At 32.2% G+C, this 18032-nt stretch carries 17 protein-coding genes; 8 read left to right on the top strand and 9 right to left on the bottom strand.

Translation table 11 applies throughout. The features are described from left to right. The first annotated feature begins 91 nt into the window (after positions 1-91). Positions 92-2146 carry a sensor histidine kinase gene (locus tag AB0A59_RS13240; RefSeq protein WP_458744496.1) on the top strand — a complete coding sequence of 685 codons (2055 nt, stop codon included), beginning with the start codon at positions 92-94 and terminating at the stop codon, positions 2144-2146. Positions 2147-2458: 312 nt separating this feature from the next. On the opposite strand, the gene AB0A59_RS13245 is transcribed toward AB0A59_RS13240, so the two are convergent. Next, on the bottom strand, positions 2459-3985 hold the full coding sequence (locus tag AB0A59_RS13245; RefSeq protein WP_458744498.1) for a hypothetical protein: 1527 nt from the start codon (positions 3983-3985) through the stop codon (positions 2459-2461). A 513-nt stretch (positions 3986-4498) separates the two neighbouring features. Here AB0A59_RS13245 and AB0A59_RS13250 point away from each other — a divergent pair. Then, positions 4499-4999, top strand: coding sequence for a hypothetical protein (locus AB0A59_RS13250; RefSeq protein WP_458744500.1), 501 nt, complete (start codon positions 4499-4501; stop codon positions 4997-4999). A 112-nt stretch (positions 5000-5111) separates the two neighbouring features. Here AB0A59_RS13250 and AB0A59_RS13255 read toward each other — a convergent pair whose 3' ends face one another. Then, positions 5112-5270: a hypothetical protein gene (locus AB0A59_RS13255; protein WP_458744502.1), complete on the bottom strand. Its 159-nt coding sequence runs from the start codon at positions 5268-5270 to the stop codon at positions 5112-5114. A gap of 1472 nt (positions 5271-6742) precedes the next feature. On the opposite strand from AB0A59_RS13255, the gene AB0A59_RS13260 reads away from it, so the two are divergent. Next, positions 6743-6994 carry a hypothetical protein gene (locus tag AB0A59_RS13260; protein WP_458744503.1) on the top strand — a complete coding sequence of 84 codons (252 nt, stop codon included), beginning with the start codon at positions 6743-6745 and terminating at the stop codon, positions 6992-6994. Positions 6995-7467: 473 nt separating this feature from the next. Here the strand turns inward: AB0A59_RS13260 and AB0A59_RS13265 are convergent, their stop codons facing one another. After that, positions 7468-7863, bottom strand: a complete 396-nt coding sequence (locus AB0A59_RS13265; RefSeq protein WP_458744504.1) for a hypothetical protein — start codon at positions 7861-7863, stop codon at positions 7468-7470. Positions 7864-8131: 268 nt separating this feature from the next. Further along, positions 8132-8524: a methionine-R-sulfoxide reductase gene (locus AB0A59_RS13270; protein WP_458744451.1), complete on the bottom strand. Its 393-nt coding sequence runs from the start codon at positions 8522-8524 to the stop codon at positions 8132-8134. A 114-nt stretch (positions 8525-8638) separates the two neighbouring features. Here AB0A59_RS13270 and AB0A59_RS13275 point away from each other — a divergent pair, with 114 nt between their 5' ends. After that, the gene (locus AB0A59_RS13275; protein ID WP_458744505.1) at positions 8639-8866 is read left to right on the top strand and encodes a hypothetical protein; all 228 of its coding nucleotides are present in this window, start codon (positions 8639-8641) and stop codon (positions 8864-8866) included. 436 nt (positions 8867-9302) lie between these two features. On the opposite strand, the gene AB0A59_RS13280 is transcribed toward AB0A59_RS13275, so the two are convergent. Together AB0A59_RS13280 and AB0A59_RS13285 are read right to left on the bottom strand one after the other, a co-directional pair. Then, positions 9303-10814, bottom strand: a complete 1512-nt coding sequence (locus AB0A59_RS13280) for a sensor histidine kinase (protein ID WP_458744506.1) — start codon at positions 10812-10814, stop codon at positions 9303-9305. A 379-nt stretch (positions 10815-11193) separates the two neighbouring features. Next, entirely contained in the window at positions 11194-11520 is a 327-nt protein-coding gene (locus AB0A59_RS13285; protein WP_458744508.1) for a hypothetical protein, read from the bottom strand. Between the two features lie 527 nt (positions 11521-12047). On the opposite strand from AB0A59_RS13285, the gene AB0A59_RS13290 reads away from it, so the two are divergent. The 4 genes from AB0A59_RS13290 to AB0A59_RS13305 all read left to right on the top strand — a co-directional run bounded on the left by AB0A59_RS13290 (position 12048) and on the right by AB0A59_RS13305 (position 14503). After that, the gene (locus AB0A59_RS13290; RefSeq protein WP_458744510.1) at positions 12048-12278 is read left to right on the top strand and encodes a hypothetical protein; all 231 of its coding nucleotides are present in this window, start codon (positions 12048-12050) and stop codon (positions 12276-12278) included. A gap of 404 nt (positions 12279-12682) precedes the next feature. After that, complete coding sequence (locus AB0A59_RS13295; RefSeq protein ID WP_458744512.1) at positions 12683-13531, top strand: hypothetical protein; 849 nt, start codon at positions 12683-12685, stop codon at positions 13529-13531. 239 nt (positions 13532-13770) lie between these two features. Beyond that, positions 13771-13980, top strand: a complete 210-nt coding sequence (locus tag AB0A59_RS13300) for a hypothetical protein (RefSeq protein WP_458744513.1) — start codon at positions 13771-13773, stop codon at positions 13978-13980. Between the two features lie 337 nt (positions 13981-14317). Then, positions 14318-14503, top strand: coding sequence for an ATP-binding protein (locus tag AB0A59_RS13305; RefSeq protein ID WP_458747615.1), 186 nt, complete (start codon positions 14318-14320; stop codon positions 14501-14503). A 294-nt stretch (positions 14504-14797) separates the two neighbouring features. Here AB0A59_RS13305 and AB0A59_RS13310 read toward each other — a convergent pair whose 3' ends face one another. The 3 genes from AB0A59_RS13310 to AB0A59_RS13320 all read right to left on the bottom strand — a co-directional run bounded on the left by AB0A59_RS13310 (position 14798) and on the right by AB0A59_RS13320 (position 17651). Then, positions 14798-15325, bottom strand: a complete 528-nt coding sequence (locus tag AB0A59_RS13310; RefSeq protein ID WP_458744515.1) for a hypothetical protein — start codon at positions 15323-15325, stop codon at positions 14798-14800. 127 nt (positions 15326-15452) lie between these two features. Further along, a complete protein-coding gene (locus AB0A59_RS13315) occupies positions 15453-15920 on the bottom strand; it encodes a hypothetical protein (protein ID WP_458744517.1) in 468 nt (155 codons plus the stop codon). 468 nt (positions 15921-16388) lie between these two features. After that, a complete protein-coding gene (locus tag AB0A59_RS13320; RefSeq protein WP_458744519.1) occupies positions 16389-17651 on the bottom strand; it encodes a hypothetical protein in 1263 nt (420 codons plus the stop codon). Positions 17652-18032 lie beyond the last annotated feature (381 nt).

Genomic DNA, 18032 nt, shown 5'->3' on the forward strand with positions numbered 1-18032 from the left:
ACCGTACGTTGGCTAAGCCAAAGTGTACAAAGTTAATAGAAGAAGATAGATAGACTAAAACATATTATATTTAGGTAAAATATTATGATTATTGGAATACAATAGTAGAAGAACTATCATTTTACCCATCGTGCTTGCATCTTCAATCATTTTGGCAATATTATCGTACAATTATTTTACGCAAACAGCGAATCAAATCCAAGAGCTCGCTATAGATGATTTACAAACAAACGCCGAGATAGAAGCCTATAGCATCTCTAATAGTTTATCAAATGCAATTTCTGCTGTAACATCGAATTTAAGACTAATTGCTAATTCCCCTTCAACAATGGAAGGAAATATCTCTAAAATTCAAACCTTGTTTGATCTTGGACTGGAATCTACTAGTAACCTGACTGACGGCTATTACTTTTTGGACAATAATGGAAGATTGAAAACTTTCACCGGAATAGAGAAAGAACAAAATGCAAAATATAGGGATATTGACTTAAGTCATAGAGAATATTTCCAGATTCCAAAACAAAATGAAATTCCCTATATCAGTACTGTCATAGATTCGAATGATAACGTACCTCGAATGTATATTTCGTTTCCCATTCTCGAAATTAATCAAACAAGGTTATCAGAATCAGTGGAATCCCAATCTAATCTCAATTTGACTGACTTTAAAGGAGTGATGGTTGCATCCATTGCAGCAAAAACACTTGGAAATTTTCTTGAAGGCCAGACACATCCTAAATTTAGTGGTGATATAGCCTTCATGGATAGAGATGGCACTATAATATATACACAAAATCAAACCTACATTGGCAAAAATTTCTTTGGAGGCGAATTTCAATCGTATTTGAAATCAATTTTGAAGGATAAGACTGCAGAGTTTAATAATATAATAAATAAAGCACTTGATTCGGAAAGTGGATTAAATGAATTTAACTTTGAAAATACAAGCACAACAATAGCCTACGAGGCAGTTAGAGGCCTCAAAATCAATGAAAATGGCGAATTCGACAATAGTATTGGTACCTTATTTATTACAATTCCTCATACACTGGCAGGTGATGTGGCATCTATAATTGATAATCAAAAGATTATCAATTTTTCCACAATAGCGTTAATTGCTGCAATAGCATCAGCGATAACCGTTGTATTGTTAAAATGGAATAAAACTCTCCAAGAGGTAGTCAAACAGAAGACCTCTCTACTACAAGAAACAGTGGATAAATTAAAAAGTGCTAATGAAGACTTACATCTTCATGATAAAATGCAAAAAGAATTTATCAATGTTGCCGCCCATGAATTAAGAACACCATCCCAGGCGATATCTGGAAATTTAGAATTAATTGAAATGGCTTATCTTCCCTCACTTTTCGAAACACAATCAGAAGCAGAAGAAGCAGAAGAAGAAGATACTGCTAATGAGGAATTTGAGAATTTGGTTAGAGATAAGAATAAACTGCAGCAATTCAAATCTGTCCTTGTTTCGACGTATCGAAATTCACAAAGACTTGATAAACTTGTAAATGATATTTTAGATATATCAAGAATTGAAAGCAACAGACTAGAGCTCCATAAAGAATATTTCAATTTAAATGAAAAAATAAAGAATGTAATAAAAGATATTCACAGTAGACAATCTTTTAATCCTTTACTGAAGAACTTACAAAAAAATAACATAAACATAGATTTCGAAGCCTGTGAAGACCCCATAACAGTTTTTGCCGACAAAATCAGAATATTTGAAGTTATAACAAATCTCTTAACCAATGCCATAAAGTTTTCGGAGGACAAGCCCATTACCATTTCAGTCAAAAAGATTCAGAAAAATACCATTGACCTTAAACATCAACTTAGTAGAAATAATGAACAAGTCGATAGAGGCGATACAAAGGAAAACAAAAATGAAACTATGAATATGACGATGATGATGGCTGTAGTTTCAATCAGAGATAGAGGAAGGGGAATAGACCCAGATATCCTGCCAAGGTTATTTACCAAGTTTACCACCAAATCAAATCAAGGTACTGGATTAGGATTGTATATAGCAAAGAGCATTATTGAAGCGCATGGTGGACAAATTTGGGCTCAAAATAATTACAATGGTGAAAAGGGAGCTACATTTTTATTTAGTTTACCATTAAACAGGTGATCCAGTTATTCAATGCCAACTGATTAATATCGATATAATGCTACTACTCTCTAGTGACAACAGGCTCGAATAATAAACTGCTACTATTCCTCGTTTTCATCTAGTGTGAACGCATGGGAATTGGTGCTGATATCGGTATTTTAAAATAGATTCAATAAGTTAGACAATTAGAGAAATAAAGATTTTAGCGTGGTTTCAGATACAAAATCTAGAACACGTGTTCTAGATTTTGTGGTTAATAGGATATAATGAAAAAATATTTACGAAGATAGATTGAATAACTGTATTTTAATCACTATGTTAGTTTTCACTTCAACTACTGTCATCACCGTTACTATCAATTTGTTCATTACTAACTTCATCACTATTGTTGTTATCGCTACTGCCATCTTCAACGGAATCACCTTCATTATTACCATTCTCATTTTGCTCCTCTTGTTGTTGTTGCTCTTGATCAATTAAGGGTTCTATTTCTGCATCTTCATTCTGATTACTGTTTCCATTAGTTTCTTCTTCACTACCGTTAGCACTAGTGCCATTATTGTTATCTGAATCGGTAGTATTGTTTTGACTACTTGTTTCATTAGTATCATCTGGTTCTTCAATTACCTCAAAAGTTGTTCGATCCGTTTCTTTTACGTATCCCGCTGCATCGACTGTGGCTGTAACATCAAAATTACCAGTATTAGATTTCGGACCAATTTCAATCTCAAATGTTGCTATTCCATTATTATTTGTTTGACCACTTTCTACTTTATCAAAGTTAGTGGTGTAAAATATCCTAAGATCAGTATTGGCATTAGCAATTTTTTCTCGTGTATTTTCGTCACTAACTATCACATCAATTGTTTGAATATTTCCTCTCACTAGAGGAACTTTCTTAACATCTATTTCTATATCAAGTTCTGCACCTGTAGGAGAAGGAACAGAATTACCGTTACTAGACCCTGATGAAGATGATTGGCCAGTGTTATCATCGTTTACAAACCCCTGATTATCGCTTATGGGTGGTGGAGTTGTAAACAGACTTCCACCACTATCAATAAATCCTGTATCGACTCCACCTCCACCTCCACCAAAACCATCATTATTAAAAAGAAACTTTGTGTTGGTTGGAAAAGCCATTGAACTTTGAGTAGAATCCATGTTTAGGGAATAGAACTTGCCTTGAGATTTTGTCTTGTTATCAAAGATAGTGATATCAAAGGGTGTAATCTGATTTTGAGATAAGTTGCCAACATTTAGGCCAAAACTTTGAGTCCCTACAACTCCCAGACTTGAATTATCATAGAAGGTTGCAACTAGATTTAAGAATTGCTCTGGAAATGGTCCTTGGTTGATTATATTACCAGTGATGTGAGGATTTCCAATATTGTCTAAAAAGGCGCTAGTTCCATTTAATACAAGGTTTGCTGGTTTCTCTATTGCAGGTTGCGAAGTAGTAAAAAATTCCATAAAGTTAAACTTGCCTAATATCTGAGGATCCGGTATTATTATATCAAATGGAGAAAGTTCGGTTTGTCTAAGAGTTGATATTGATGAAAACGCAGAGTAATTTCCAACTAAAACGTTGTTGTTTGTATCAGATAAAAGAGTAGTAATTATGATATTTGTTTGTGGATCTATCGATGTGTTATTTACCTCACCTATAACATGAAAGTTACCAAAGTCATCTGTATAGGTAGAAGTGCTTACAATCTGGATAATATTGTTATTAGTAAGTTGAGCAAAAGCAGATCCTGTATTCCACGAATCAGATTCTCCAGGGTAAGAAACTGTCATGGAAGCCAAAGATACTGTGGATACTGTCAATATTACAATGATTGAAAATGATTGCATAAGTTTAGAACGTAAATACAACAGTTTGATATTCGAGAATAAAAAGTATAAACCTTCTCATTACCATTGCTATTAAAAGTAGGGGAAAACCCTGGAATTGAATTTATAACAAACATATCAAGAAGAATTAGCACACCAGATGGAAATGCCATGGGGATTAGGTTCCTTATGGTAGCATGGTTCTATTACTTTGACCAACGGGGAATAAACTCAAAAAAGCATATTGTGAAACATAGGAATCTTTTTGGCAATATACAAAATATGAGAGTAGTTATCCATCGTTAAGTTGTAAAATTTATTAATGTAGTCTAAGATTATTAGATATCAATCAAGTTTAAAATCAAAAAGTGTAGTCATTATAAGCTTTGATATACAAAATTAAGGAAGTAGTAGAGGGGTGTTGTTTTATCACGACTAAAAATACTATAATATCTATGTATCCAGAAGATGCAGCAAAGACTATTAGAATACGATTATGGCTTACATTGTTTGCTAATATATTCTGACTTAACTATGTTAAGGGAATTTTACTCTCGCTATATACCCGAACAAATCAGATACAAAGAAGAAATGATTCAAATCAACCCGTTCTATGAAACAGAAGTGTCTGTTAGACAAGTTCTCTATAAAGGATATAAAGGATATAAAGGAATGAACACGGATAAAATTGAAGATAAAGAAGAAGATAAAGAACAAAAGTCATTGATGATTGTCGATTCTTTAAGGAATTATAGTGGTCAAAAAAATGCAGAATCTATATGGAATGCCAATCAAGAGATGGTTAAATATGCCATTGGATTAGGAAAGAAGGTAGTTTCTATTATGGGAGATATGGGTTCTTTTCTTTTTGAGAAGCGAATTGAGGAACTTGTTAATTATGAACTAAGTTTACCTAGACGGTTTGAAATTAATCTAAAAGGTATATGCTTGTATCATCAGAATGATTTTGATAGATTGTCAGAATACCAAAAGCAAACAATAATAAATCTACATGAAATCGCCATAAGGTTATGAGTGACTTAGATAGAAGATTATCTATTTTTATTTATTATATTTGTCATAATATTCAGAGAACGGTTGATTTGATCAGGGCTTATTTATCCTGTTATCCTAATTAAGATTTCCACTACTTGTTTATAATTGTTCTCAATTCAGGGAAACCAATAGGTTTTTGAAGCAGTTTGTCGATTCTTGCTTCGATATAGTTAGGCTGCGTTTCCAAATCTCTTGCATCACATGCAGCGCTCCTAATATTCTTATACTCTTTGCAAGGTCTATTCCACATAGTCGCGGCATTCTTAAATCGGTAATTATTAGAGAATGTTTATCACAAGTTTGCTTAAAGTATTCCAATGCCAGCGCTGGATTATTAATAAAATATGCTTTAAATAATCACTTTATCTTCTAGTCAATACCTGATGGTTTGTAGAGGGATTTGTATTAGATTCAAAGCTTCTGGAAAGAGTATAAACAAAGGCAGATATATAAAAGGACAAAAACGATGTCAACGTTGCGATATTTATATTACTTGGAATGTATCTGTATTTTGTCCCTGTTGTGGTACCAGATTACGATTCAAACCCAGAAACGGTAAATTAAAACTTAAATTTGAAAAGGCTAAAAGCGATAGAGAACATACAGAAGTTTTGATAATATGAATCTAAGGTGTCGGATCTAGTTGGAAAAACATTAACTTTATTCACCCATCATTCAACGTTTACAAATAAGAATTTAATGAATCTCCATTCCAAAACTTAGTAAGCTTGACTTTAACTATGCCAGATATTGATAACAGGTCTCATCGGTGGGGATTAAGTTCCATATGGTATAAGGGTCCGGTAGAAAGAGTCATACATTAGTGAATAATTCGTGATTAATCCATATACTTTCACGATATTGAGACCTCGCCATAATCTTTAACAATTATCAATATTGCTCTGGTGCGATATAAAAATTCAAGACAAATAAGTTTATGACAAGTGATCAATTATATTTTAATTCAGTAAACGTTGTAAGAGGATTTCTTCTAGTTTTATTATAAAAGACTAAAATACTATGCAATTGCATAAGATACTATGACTCTAAGAATAAAATGTCAACTTTGTGATTTTAACCATATTTCAAATATCTACCGATTGGGTGATCATAATTTCGGTAAGAATTTTTCAAATTTAGAAAGCTGTCCTAACTGTGGACATGTATCTAAATGTGTCGAATCAGAATATATTATTAATTAGTCAGAGTATTTTATTGGCCTAATAGGCAATGCATTAGGAAAGAAAATAAAATAGCGTAGAACAAATGTATAAGTTTCTAAGGCTATCTATTTTTTCTCTTGGCCGTAATTTTTACAATATCTTTTATAATAAGTCTTGTCACTCAACAGTTAGTAACCTATTCGGGTATCATTGAAAAGGCAAGGAAATTTGGGAATAATAAATATCTAAAGAATTAATTAAACATGTATTATTTTGTTTCATATATCCTACATGATAATAATATGTAATCCCAACTCAATCTTTTCATGGACAGAATTCGACTAAAACGCTGAAAGAAATAAGGAGTAACAATGTTTATTTAACCTTCCTTATGCGATTAAGCAAGTTACTGATACTGATCGATTATAAGGTTTACTTTGAAAATATAAAGAATCTTGTTATATGAAATCAATCGTAATAGGTCTCTTCTATAGAAAATATATCTCGCGACATTTGGCTATATACTATGTTATATATAAAATAGTGAGTAGAATTTGTTTTGGATAATTTATTAAAATCTGTATTAAAACGTCAAATACCCTATCTTATAGGTGGTACAATAACTGGCACAATTATGGCTTATTATTATGGGTTCTTGTTCACTATTATAGTAAATAGTATTATCTGGTTTGCTATTTCAACACCTGTCAACAAATATTATTGGAAATATACCGGCTTCAAAGAAGAATTTCAGCTTGTCTCGAAATATATTGGACGTATAAAAAAGAGAAAACTAAAAATAATTTTATAGTCAAAGATGATAAACACGCTCTCTGAAGGAGTGAATGCAGACAATTACTCTGCCTCAAATGATATAGGCAAAAATAAACCGATAATTTGGGAAGTCAATTAAAACTCTAAAAGATAGGGTATGATACTCTTGTCAACATCAAATAAATTTTCCATCAAGTCCAAAAAGTACTAGTTTTAGAAGAAGGTAGAACACTTGGTGCATATCAGACAGGTGTTTTCGAATGCCTCTATGAAAAAATTAAATCAGATCAACATAATAACGATATGGGTGTTCCATTAGGAGAATACAAGCAGCAGGCCAGTGGGGATTAAGTTCCTAGTGGTAAAGGGGTCCTAATACAACTTGACTAGAATATATTTAAAGTTGAATAGATTTTGATCAATGGGCTAAGGGATGTAGTAATAGACGTAGTACGAGTCTAGATAACCAATACAAATCCTTTAAATTGATATCTAAAAAGAATAACATCGCTATTTTTTCTTGTAATAAAAGGTTGGATTCTCAAGCTTGATCATAGCCTCTGGCCAGTTAATTTCTTTACTTGCGGTTGTCCATTCGACAAATGCAGAACCTTCTCCAGCCCATTCTGTGAACTTTTTAATAGCGGTAGCATGAGGTTCTTTTGGTACAAATAGTTTGAGTGATTCAATATCATTCCAAATGGATAATGTCCAGAAATTTTTCTTTGGCAAATCGGCTTTTACAGCATAGTTAGCAATACCCTTGCTGTTTTTTATTTGCTTTAGCACCTTTCTTGATAATATCATAAAAGAAATTAAATTTCTCCATCTCTTTAGTGGAAGAAAGGTGGCAACACATACAAATTCTTGTTGTTCTGTACGTTTTGCATCTATCTCGCCTTTCATTATATTCTTGTATTAGCGATCTAGTAAAAATTAGTTATGGTTGAAATGTATATGTCGTGTATGTGTTAGACGACAGATAGTACTTACCAATGTGACCGTTCCTAACTGACTTTACGATAACTAGTAAGATATTGATTAGGCTTAAATTTGAGAAGATGGTTGTATTTTCTTTGGGCTATAGAGTGCATTGGTATTCCTGGAAGATATTAAAATACTTAACTGTATCAGAAACCTGCCATCGGCGACAATAGTGATTGCAGCACTATTATTACTCACGAATTATTATTTTTGGCAACTCTTTTCCCTTTGGAACAAAATGTAGAGATAACGAATTGATACATTCCCGAGTGTTTTTATCTGTCAAATGTTCTCCCAGGAATTCGTGTCCTAAATGCGCATCACAATTTTCACATTGTATTTCTGTTCTTATTCCATCGACATCAGGTATACGTTTTAATGCATTTTGTAAACTTTCATCAAAGCTTGGCCATCCACATCCTGCGTCAAACTTACTTTTGGATGAAAAGAGGGGATTATTGCATCTTCGACAAATAAATATCCCATCTTCATAAAAATTGTCATACTTACCAATGAAAGGAGCTTCCGTTGCCTTATTTACAATTATTCTCTCTTCCTCTGGTGTTAGCTTATTGTAGCTCATACTCTATAGATTTCTTAGTTGAGGATTTAAGGTCTTTGAATCTTTTACGCATAATAGTTACCAAATTATTAGTAAAATAATAATATTTATATAAATTGTTATAAATGACATTAAATGACAAAAAGGATCAAACTTAGAGCCATTTCTCAGCCTCCTGAGGGATCACGTACAGTCTTTGCTACTCATGATAAGGACTTGTTAGTCAAAGGTATGGAACTCGAAACCTACACTTGTGGACGCTGTGAATTTATTTTAGCAGAAAATATTGTTCCAGATACTTATAATGATATAGTCTTTCAGTGTCCTTCCTGTAAATCTTATAATAAGATATCGAAAGAATGACTAATTCTTTTTTTTGAGACTAATGCGACATGGGATTATCTACACGATGTTCAGGCCGCATTAATCGCAAAAATCAACGCCACCGGTCAGAAAGGGTTTACTATAGCAAAACAAGCAGCTATTTACTCATTTGCAACTGATCCTACTCAAATCAAACTCGATCATTCTATTACTAATGTATTTGAATAGTGTTCTTCTTTTATTTCTATTAACTTGAGACTAACTTCAGTTATGAAGCAGGCCCATGGGGATTAGTGCTGATACCGGTATTTAAAAAGGATTCTAGTAATTTAGACGATAGGAGAGATATAAAATTTTTTTGGGATTTCAAATACAATTTCACATGTCATAGATAATTAAATAGTTAATATAGGCAACAGATTGTCGTAATGCTAATAAAAAGTAGAAAGGAGAGGACTTAATTATTATACTAGAACTATGGATTATTCAAGTTACTCATTTTTGGTAGACTAAATACAAAGGTAGATCCTATACCATCTTGGTTATTAAAAGCCCAAATTTTGCCACCCATAGCCTCAACCAATTTTTTGCTGATATAAAGCCCAAGTCCTGTACCCACATCTGAATCCGTATTGAATTTCTCAAATAATCTAGGCAAAATAGATGGAGATATTCCTTTACCTGAGTCTGATACAGCAATGTATACTTGCTCTTTTTCATACTCATTTGATTTAGCTGGTTTCACATTCCCTTGAGGAAATTTACTTTTGTCCTTATTCTGAATCATTTTCTTATTTTCTTGGACAGCAATGTTCTCATAAATTAGTATGTCTAAACTACCACTATTGTTAGAAAATTTGATAGCATTATCAATCAAGTTGTTCAATATTTGGTTTAACCTGGAAATATCTGTATGAATCCAACAGTGATCTTCTAGTAACGAGTCATTGATAAAACTAACTTTGATATTCTTGTCTTTTATCTTTTGATCAAGATGAAAGTTAACAACATCATTAATCTCTTTTACCAAATCTACTCTTTCTTTTTGTAGCATTATCATATTCTTTTGATTAGAGTCTATTCTTGCAACATCTAGTAGATTATTTATTAAATTCCCTAACCTTATTGCATTTCTAGAAATACTTTCGTGGTGGTCAAAAAGTTTTTTATGAATTCTTTCTAATTCTTGTTGTTGTAGTTCATTACTATATTTTAGTAAATGGTTAAACAGTTCATCATCCATTTCTGTATATCCTGTTATGGCTTGCGTAGGTGTTCGTAGTTCATGCGCTGCAGTGTTAATAAATTCTCGTTCTATTTGTTCACTTTCAACTAGTTTTTCATTCGCAGTTCTTAAATTATGATATAACTCTGCCTGATCCCAAAGGCTATCAAATATAGATATGTACGATAAAACGGTGGGTTTACTGGTAGAATATGTAGATAATCCGGAAGCCTCTCTAAATGTTTGTTTTGAGTCATCCTTTAGTTCCACAGTAAGTAAAAACTTTTTATCAACAATGAGGATTGTTGACTTTATCCTCTGTGACTTTGCTATTTCTCTTACGGCAATATTTCTATATTGTTTATTGTTTTCTTGATTGTCAGATAGTGATAAAAAATTTTGAGTATCTCTGTTTATAGGCGACATGATACTAATCCCAATATGTTCATTTCTTTGCCGATTCAATAATTCAATAAGTAGCCCCTGTCGCGTTAATGCACCAGTAGAGGGAAGCATTAATAGGATTTCCTCTTTTGCCTTATTTACCAAGTTTGAAAATATTCTTTCTGCTTCACTGGGATCTTCTATCACTAAAGTAGATTGAGTAAATTGATAATGCATTTTTTCTTTAGAGTTTAAGGCTGTCTTAATGTTAGATGGGTGTGTATATAATTTATCTTCTTCTTTTGTTGAGAAGGTCAAAGAATCCTCTTTTACAAACATAGGATCGGTGTTGTTATCATGATCGTGTGAATGTGCCAATTCCCATCAAACAATTCGATATAGAATTTCATATGATAAATGTCTTTATTATATATCTTGACTGGTTCAGAATCATTAAGAAATTCAGGATTTATGATTGTTAATGGCCTTTTCCATGAATATCAGATGCTACCTCGTATAAAGTAAGTATTAGAGTCATAAAGTCAACAGATTTATTGATAATATTATTGACAATCGAATTGAGTAATTGTCATGTTTAACCATGTTGAGATGTAACGAGTTGGATTTGTTGCAAAAGACATGGAACACCGATTTTGTATTCTGAGATTCTGTGGTAAATAACTATTTGGGTCAGTCAATCTTCCTATGTTCTTTTTGACATAACTGTTCTCTTACACAATTTACGCACAGTTGTGAATTAGTTAGTGTCTGTAACTTTCTCTTGCAGTGGGGTTCCTAGATTGTTTAAGGTCGATGTGGTTGATTCTTCTGCTTGTGAAAGAGTTTCAATAGATTCACCACGATATTTGTTCAAAGCTTCATTCTCAGAAATACTAAATCGCAAAATACTTCCATCAAAACTTTCTGCTTTATCTTGAGGGATCCTGAACATTTCTACATCTATTAATCCCCTTCGAGTAAATACAAATCCATTTGACACACCCTGCACTTCCCCTAAATTAGCATCATTTATTCCCCTTGCTTCTTTTTTTACTGTATCGTTCCAATCTATATTTGAAATCATGGTTTTATTTATTAAATATACTATAAAAAGTGTAATAATTTTGTAACTTCAAATAGTAATAGTAAGAAAGTTGAAAAGATATCAATAAGAATTACTATTATGTAAATTCAAAAATAAGTATAAAAGATTTCAATATACCAAGGTTTTAGGAGAGAAGATTTAGATACATAAGCAAATAACCTAGGTTGCTGCTGAGGCAATAGATTTGTATATACAAGTTATGAATTGAATAGAATATACGGCAAAAATGACATAGAACTTTTCCTGTCATCACCATGTGCATTAATCTTATTCTCTATAGAGGCAATTAAGATATCATTGAAAACATCGCATTGATTAAATTGCCTATCTAATGGAGAAGGTGTAAGTGATATAAGAGGATTGTTGTTCTTAGTAACTTATTTTATTAAATGCATAATTTCTCCACAAATTGGGATTTTAAAACCTCATTCACGTTCGAAGTTCCACTACAAAAACAATAACACTAGAATTAAAATATAAAACCCCTTGTTTGACAGATGCTATATATGACGTATAACGGAAAAATTGGAGATTTGGTCAGTCATGTGATGGTTGTAGGCTGTCCAAAATGCGGAAGAAAAGATAATTTTCAGCCTACCGTAGCAAACAGAATTGTTGATCAATCTACTCCTGTGGAAACTATAGAAGAGCTCGGCATGGGTAATTGGTCAATCACTTGTGGTAATCCTAAATGTGGCTATAAAATATCAAAATTAGAAGAAATTTTTAGGGATTAACGTTACAAGTTCACCGGAAAAGAATCACAATTTGATAACAAAGATGATTTAATAGATATAAAACCCGGGACTTTTATTATCTGGCGTAATAGCTGTTCTCACTAAATTACAGATATTATCAAGATCATACAACTAAAGTAGAAAAATTATTTTTCAATATTTTTAGAATCTCTAGAAAAAACAAAGTAAGCGGTGGAACTATGAAAAAGAAAAAGAAAAGTTAAGAGAAATACTGTTGATCAATTGTGGAGGCTTTGTGCTTTCAACGTATGGATCAAAACTGTATTCTAAATCCCTAGATAGTTTCTTTTGCCTCAAAGATTATAGCTGTGCTCTTCTGTATGACACAAAGCTAGTGATTCTTATACTTTCATAAACATGGACTAAAGGTAAATGATACAAGCATGATTCAAAATGAAAAAGGTAGAAAAAGGAATGATGAAGCCAATATAGAAAATAATGAATCAGACATCTTAGAGCAAGGAGATATTTACTTCTTTTATAGACCAAAGAAGAACTCGTCAAAAGTAAAAGACATTGATGATATTCGACGTTTTTTTATGGTTACTGCACCCGATAAACAGAACAATAGATATATGTCCAAGACTACAGGAGGAAAGTTTTATAGATTATTTGTAATAGGGAAAAAAGCACTTCCAGAAATTAGAAAGAGTGAAGCGAGAGCCTCTGAAAGATACTGGGCTCGAGTAGGAGGAATATTTGAGGACCAAAATGATCTTACAAAGGAACTATTTTCAGATGAATTTAGAGAGGGTGATGCTGCAAGACCAGTTGGAGCGGGCAAATATGTCATTGTAAGACATCAAAAACATGCAGAGATTGCCTATATTTTGGAAACTCCATACAAACCAGGAAATGCCCAAGAAGAACTTGGAATAGAAAAGGAGGCAAGCTATATAATATCTGTCATAAATCCCAAAAGCCCTGTACCAGAAGGCTTTCCAAGTGCAGAAGAACATCCAAAATATCCTGAGGAAGTCTTAAAAGATTTTGATGAAAGTGAGAACTTTACATCTCTGTTTGAGGATACACAACTGATAGATTTCCCTAATGCACAGGTTATCCTAATTGGAGCCAGAGAAGGAAAAGACATTATTAAACACGACCTCGGGATTGATATTGATCTAGATAATGACAACAAAAGAAAAAAAGATTTAGATGTATTAAACAAACTTAAAACTTCCTTTAAGAACGTGCCTACAAAACCTTTGACAGAAGGCAGATTAGAGTAAATAGTAATTAGGATTATTTTTTTATTACTTCCTTGAGCAGGATTAAATAATATTAAAAATATTTAACCAAATCCTATTTCATAGTAACTGTTTGTTTTGTTATACAATCTTATATTTTTTACAACTTGTTTAAAATTATTTAATCCCAATTGAAATTAATTTTTAAATATAAAAGTAGTAAGTTTGAATTTTACATTTTTTTCTAATATAGTTATATCCTTTGGTGTAATATTACTTACATGTCCGAAGAGCCAACTAATGATAGAAAGGACGATTTCAGACAAAATATTAGTAATACTGCAGGTAATTCTGAAAACAGTTTAGACGAAGCAGGAGATAAAATTAAAGCTGGCATAAAGGCAATAACAAAGAAGTTAAAAGATCCGGATAAAGACTTGCAAGCAGAGTACACAAAGGAAAAATTTAAAGAAGATACAAAGGATTATTGAGATTAAGATATTCTTTTTATTATCTGAAATCAAGTCAGATCCTATACTTGTCAAACTTTTTACTCGTAAATTAATTTTCATAACATCAAAACCACATCCTAATGGTCAAATTTATCGCGGGCTCGTTGGGATACGGTTCAAGATTGAATATAGTCTAGATGAGAAAACCATATTGAACATGGGATTAGTATAAATTTTGGAGTCTATTTTCATCAAAGTTATAACAATTTCTCAACTGAGATCCACCTTACTGCTGTCGATCAACTATTTTTGTTGATGCAACTCCAGAAAGAAGGGATTAAAACAGGAAAGAGATTCAATTGATTTAGGGGTTCAAATACATCCAAAGTTATTTGAAAAATTTTCTACAATAGATAACTATAGCCCCGGAATCGGATTAGGATTACGATTATACATCTCAAAATGCATAGTAGAGATTCACGAAGGAAAGATATGGGCTGAAAATAACAAAAATGAACCTGAAGCTACCTTTGGTATTAGTTTACCATTATTAGAACAATGAGTTATTTTTGTAACCCCTTTTGAATATGTCGTTTCAAATTATGAAGATTTACATTAGATTCATTATCTCTAGTTCAAAAAAATTAGTGGTAGTGAGGTTGTACTGCTTTAATACGAAATCAGATTCGATGAAAATAATAGGTTAATTGTGTTATATAATCAATTAAAGATCGTCTTAAAATATCTAAATAATTCTAGATTCAACATCATCCCCAAGTCCTAGGGACAGTTATAAAAAATAAGGGAATAATAATTAAGAGTTTTTTTAGTACAGCAAATACTGTCTTACATCAGGTTATTCCAAGAGCCACATATAGTCTGCAAGAATGGGGCCTGATTCACTTTTTGTTAAAACGATACTATTGTTTAAAATCGACAAAGAATCACTTTCGGTATTATTGAACAAGGTTATGCCGTTAAATAACCATTTATCATCAATCTGTCTTCCAATATCTGAAGAAATCCAGGTGATATTTTGTCCATCCATAGTTTCAATAGTTCCATTTCCTTTTCCCATAAGTATATCATCTGATATATGGGCGTTTAAATATGTCTGAGTATTGGTTACATTTTCTACACTATTTAGTAATCCATTCTCGATATACTTTTGTTCTGTTATAAAATAAGGTATCAGTAAAATATTTTTATTGCTCAATAGTTTTTCACCATTTCCTTCATATATCGCATTTGATGCATTTAAAAAATTCATTTCCTTAACATCGCGAACAGGCAGTGCTTGAATATTACTGATATAGGGAATGAGAATTAATCTTGCGAATAGAATAGATGTACTTACTACTACTGCTGTTAAATATTTTGACAAACAGATTTACCTTATTTTGTGTGTATATACTTGTTGATATGAGTAATGTGATGAGTTACAAAATAATTTGATTATAATATTGATTAGGTTTATAATACTCTAGAATAAAAAGGAAAAAGATTTGAGTTTAACTCTGTGCTGCTGCATTGCTACCAGAGTTCTCTTGGTTTTGGACGTTGATGTTGTTACCAGAGCCTATTGTGTCTCCACCTGATACTACCTGACTGTTTTGGTTGGATGATTGTGATTGACTGATGCTTTGGTCTGCAGAGTTTCCACCGTTTCCATCATCACTATCGCCATCTTGTTGTGCTAATGCGTTGTTTCCAGTGTTCTTTTGGTTTTGAAAGCTTACATTATTACATGATAGGAAAGTTGTTCCACCAGATGCACACAATGCGTTCTGTACTGATGCTTGTGATTGAGATATTGATTGCTGAGCTACGTTTCCACCTTTGTATTTCTTTTTGGTTGCAAAGGCATCATCCATCGCTACAATGGGACTTGCGAAAAGAGCTAATGCGACCACTATTGCAATTGATGCGACAATGAGTTTCTTGTTTTTATTGTTGTGAATGTTGTTTGTTTTATTCATATATTTAGTAATATAGAAAAAATATATGGAGATTGCTAACTGGGTGCAATACTCTAATATTCTAGCACTTTTAGAATTAAGTTATGAAATCCGAATGTGGTAGGATTCTATAACATTTAGCATGAAATGAATTCCTTGCTCTGATTTTACATATTAGTGCTTAATATCGATTGGTTTGGTAGGTATTTAGTAACAGTCTGGGCGCATAGGGATTAAGGTCCTTGTTGTAGTATGATGGTAGTATGGTTCTATTAAATATTGAGAAACTCATATTTAATCACGTTTATAAATATGAGGATTAAAAAGATTCGAGCATGAAAGACAGTAATTATTATTACTATAAAAAGGAATTTATTCAAAATGGTTCTGTAAAGGATTATTTGATAGTGAATTTGAATAGCTTCTATATCTTTTTAGAGAGGTAAAATATTCTTCTTTTAACAACATAGACTAGAACCATCTCATTTCTTAAAAAGCAAGAGAATTAAAAGAAGAAAGCCTTGTATCTATATTATCGGTTCGTGCAATAACATATCCAGATCCTTGCATAACTGTCCTAATAAAATCATCGTCATTATCTACTTTATCATATTCTTTTAACTTTGATAAATCATCAATAGTCCAATATGGTACTTCTTTTCCTTGACCTTTGTCTATGAACGTTTTCACCGTTCTCGAATTATTGGCATCTAAATAGGTTACTACTTTCAAAGTCACATTATCAGTTTCTGTAAGCTCATTTATAAAAACCGGGTTACCATTCTTATCCTTATTATGAAATTTAAAACTGTCTCCTGTCAGTTGCTTTATCATTTCATAGTCATATTTTACATAATGACCATCCTCACGAAATTCAAATAGATTAGGATTACTATCTGCAGAAACATCAAACAATACTCCAAATCCATTTCTTTGATCATCTTCATCACTGGTGTGACGTCCAGTATTGAATTGAATTGTTATATAGGTTTCATTATCAAAGTCATCAATAGGTTCTTTAAAATAATCTCCAATGTTTCCTTGCCATTTTATTATCTGGTTTTTTGCTGCTGACATATTGGGCTCACCCTCTAAACTCTCTCTCACTAGTTCAATACGTGGAGAATTTAGATCCTCTAGACCTCCTTGAGTATGCTCATCAAAATCTAGTGATACTCTTATCTTATTGGTCGGATTCAGAGGGTCTAGTGATTCAAAAGTATACTGATTATTGAATTTAGTATCTGCAATTAATAGGCCATCATTGCTAAAGTTGTCTGTTTCTAATTTTTTATCCTCATCCTCATCCTCATAATCAATATGGCAAGACTTCTTAGATTGATTGACAAAGTATGCTATGCAGGTAGATGGATCAGATACAGTATAAACTTTACAAAATTTACTACTATTAGTATTGAAACTATTGGTTATACTAATACCCAAATCATCTCGATCAAGCTTTTTTATATGCTTTTCATCGGAATTTGAATTCAAGACACTTCGGTCATTTAAGGAAGGAGAAAAACAATTGGAAACATTAGTAGTATTTATCAGCAATAGAGGGCCTTTTGTTGAACTGTTGTTGTTGCTGTTGTTGTTGTTGCGGTCATAATTGTGCTTTAACTCGTCAATTGCTACACTAGACGCATCAACATTTCCATTCTTTTTTTCCATATAATCAAAATATAGGGCTACGCTAATTATAATAACCACAAACGAAATTTCTGAAATCCCCAGTGACCTAGATTTCATTGTATCATTTTATTCAAGTATCTATATATTTGTTTAAGAAGAATTTAACGGTTATAATAAAATTTTAATTCATATAGATCAATCTAGCTATTCAAATTCCAGTTGATTAAAAAGATTAACCAAAACTTCAACATAAAATAATATAGTACGAATCGATGGGAATTAACAATATCATTGATTAATAGTAGTTCTCAATCGCGTAGATCAAGTTCCCAGAAGTAAGGTTCTATGACATCTGATAGCACGGTGAATTCTTTAATCGGATTACGCATATTTATGCTTGATATCAGAGTTTTTGAATGAAATGTAGTAACAGTCTGGGCGCATGGAGATATGAATCAAGATTGAATATAATCACTACCCATGATAGCATGGACAGGA

The organism is Candidatus Nitrosocosmicus sp. T (genome assembly GCF_054408485.1).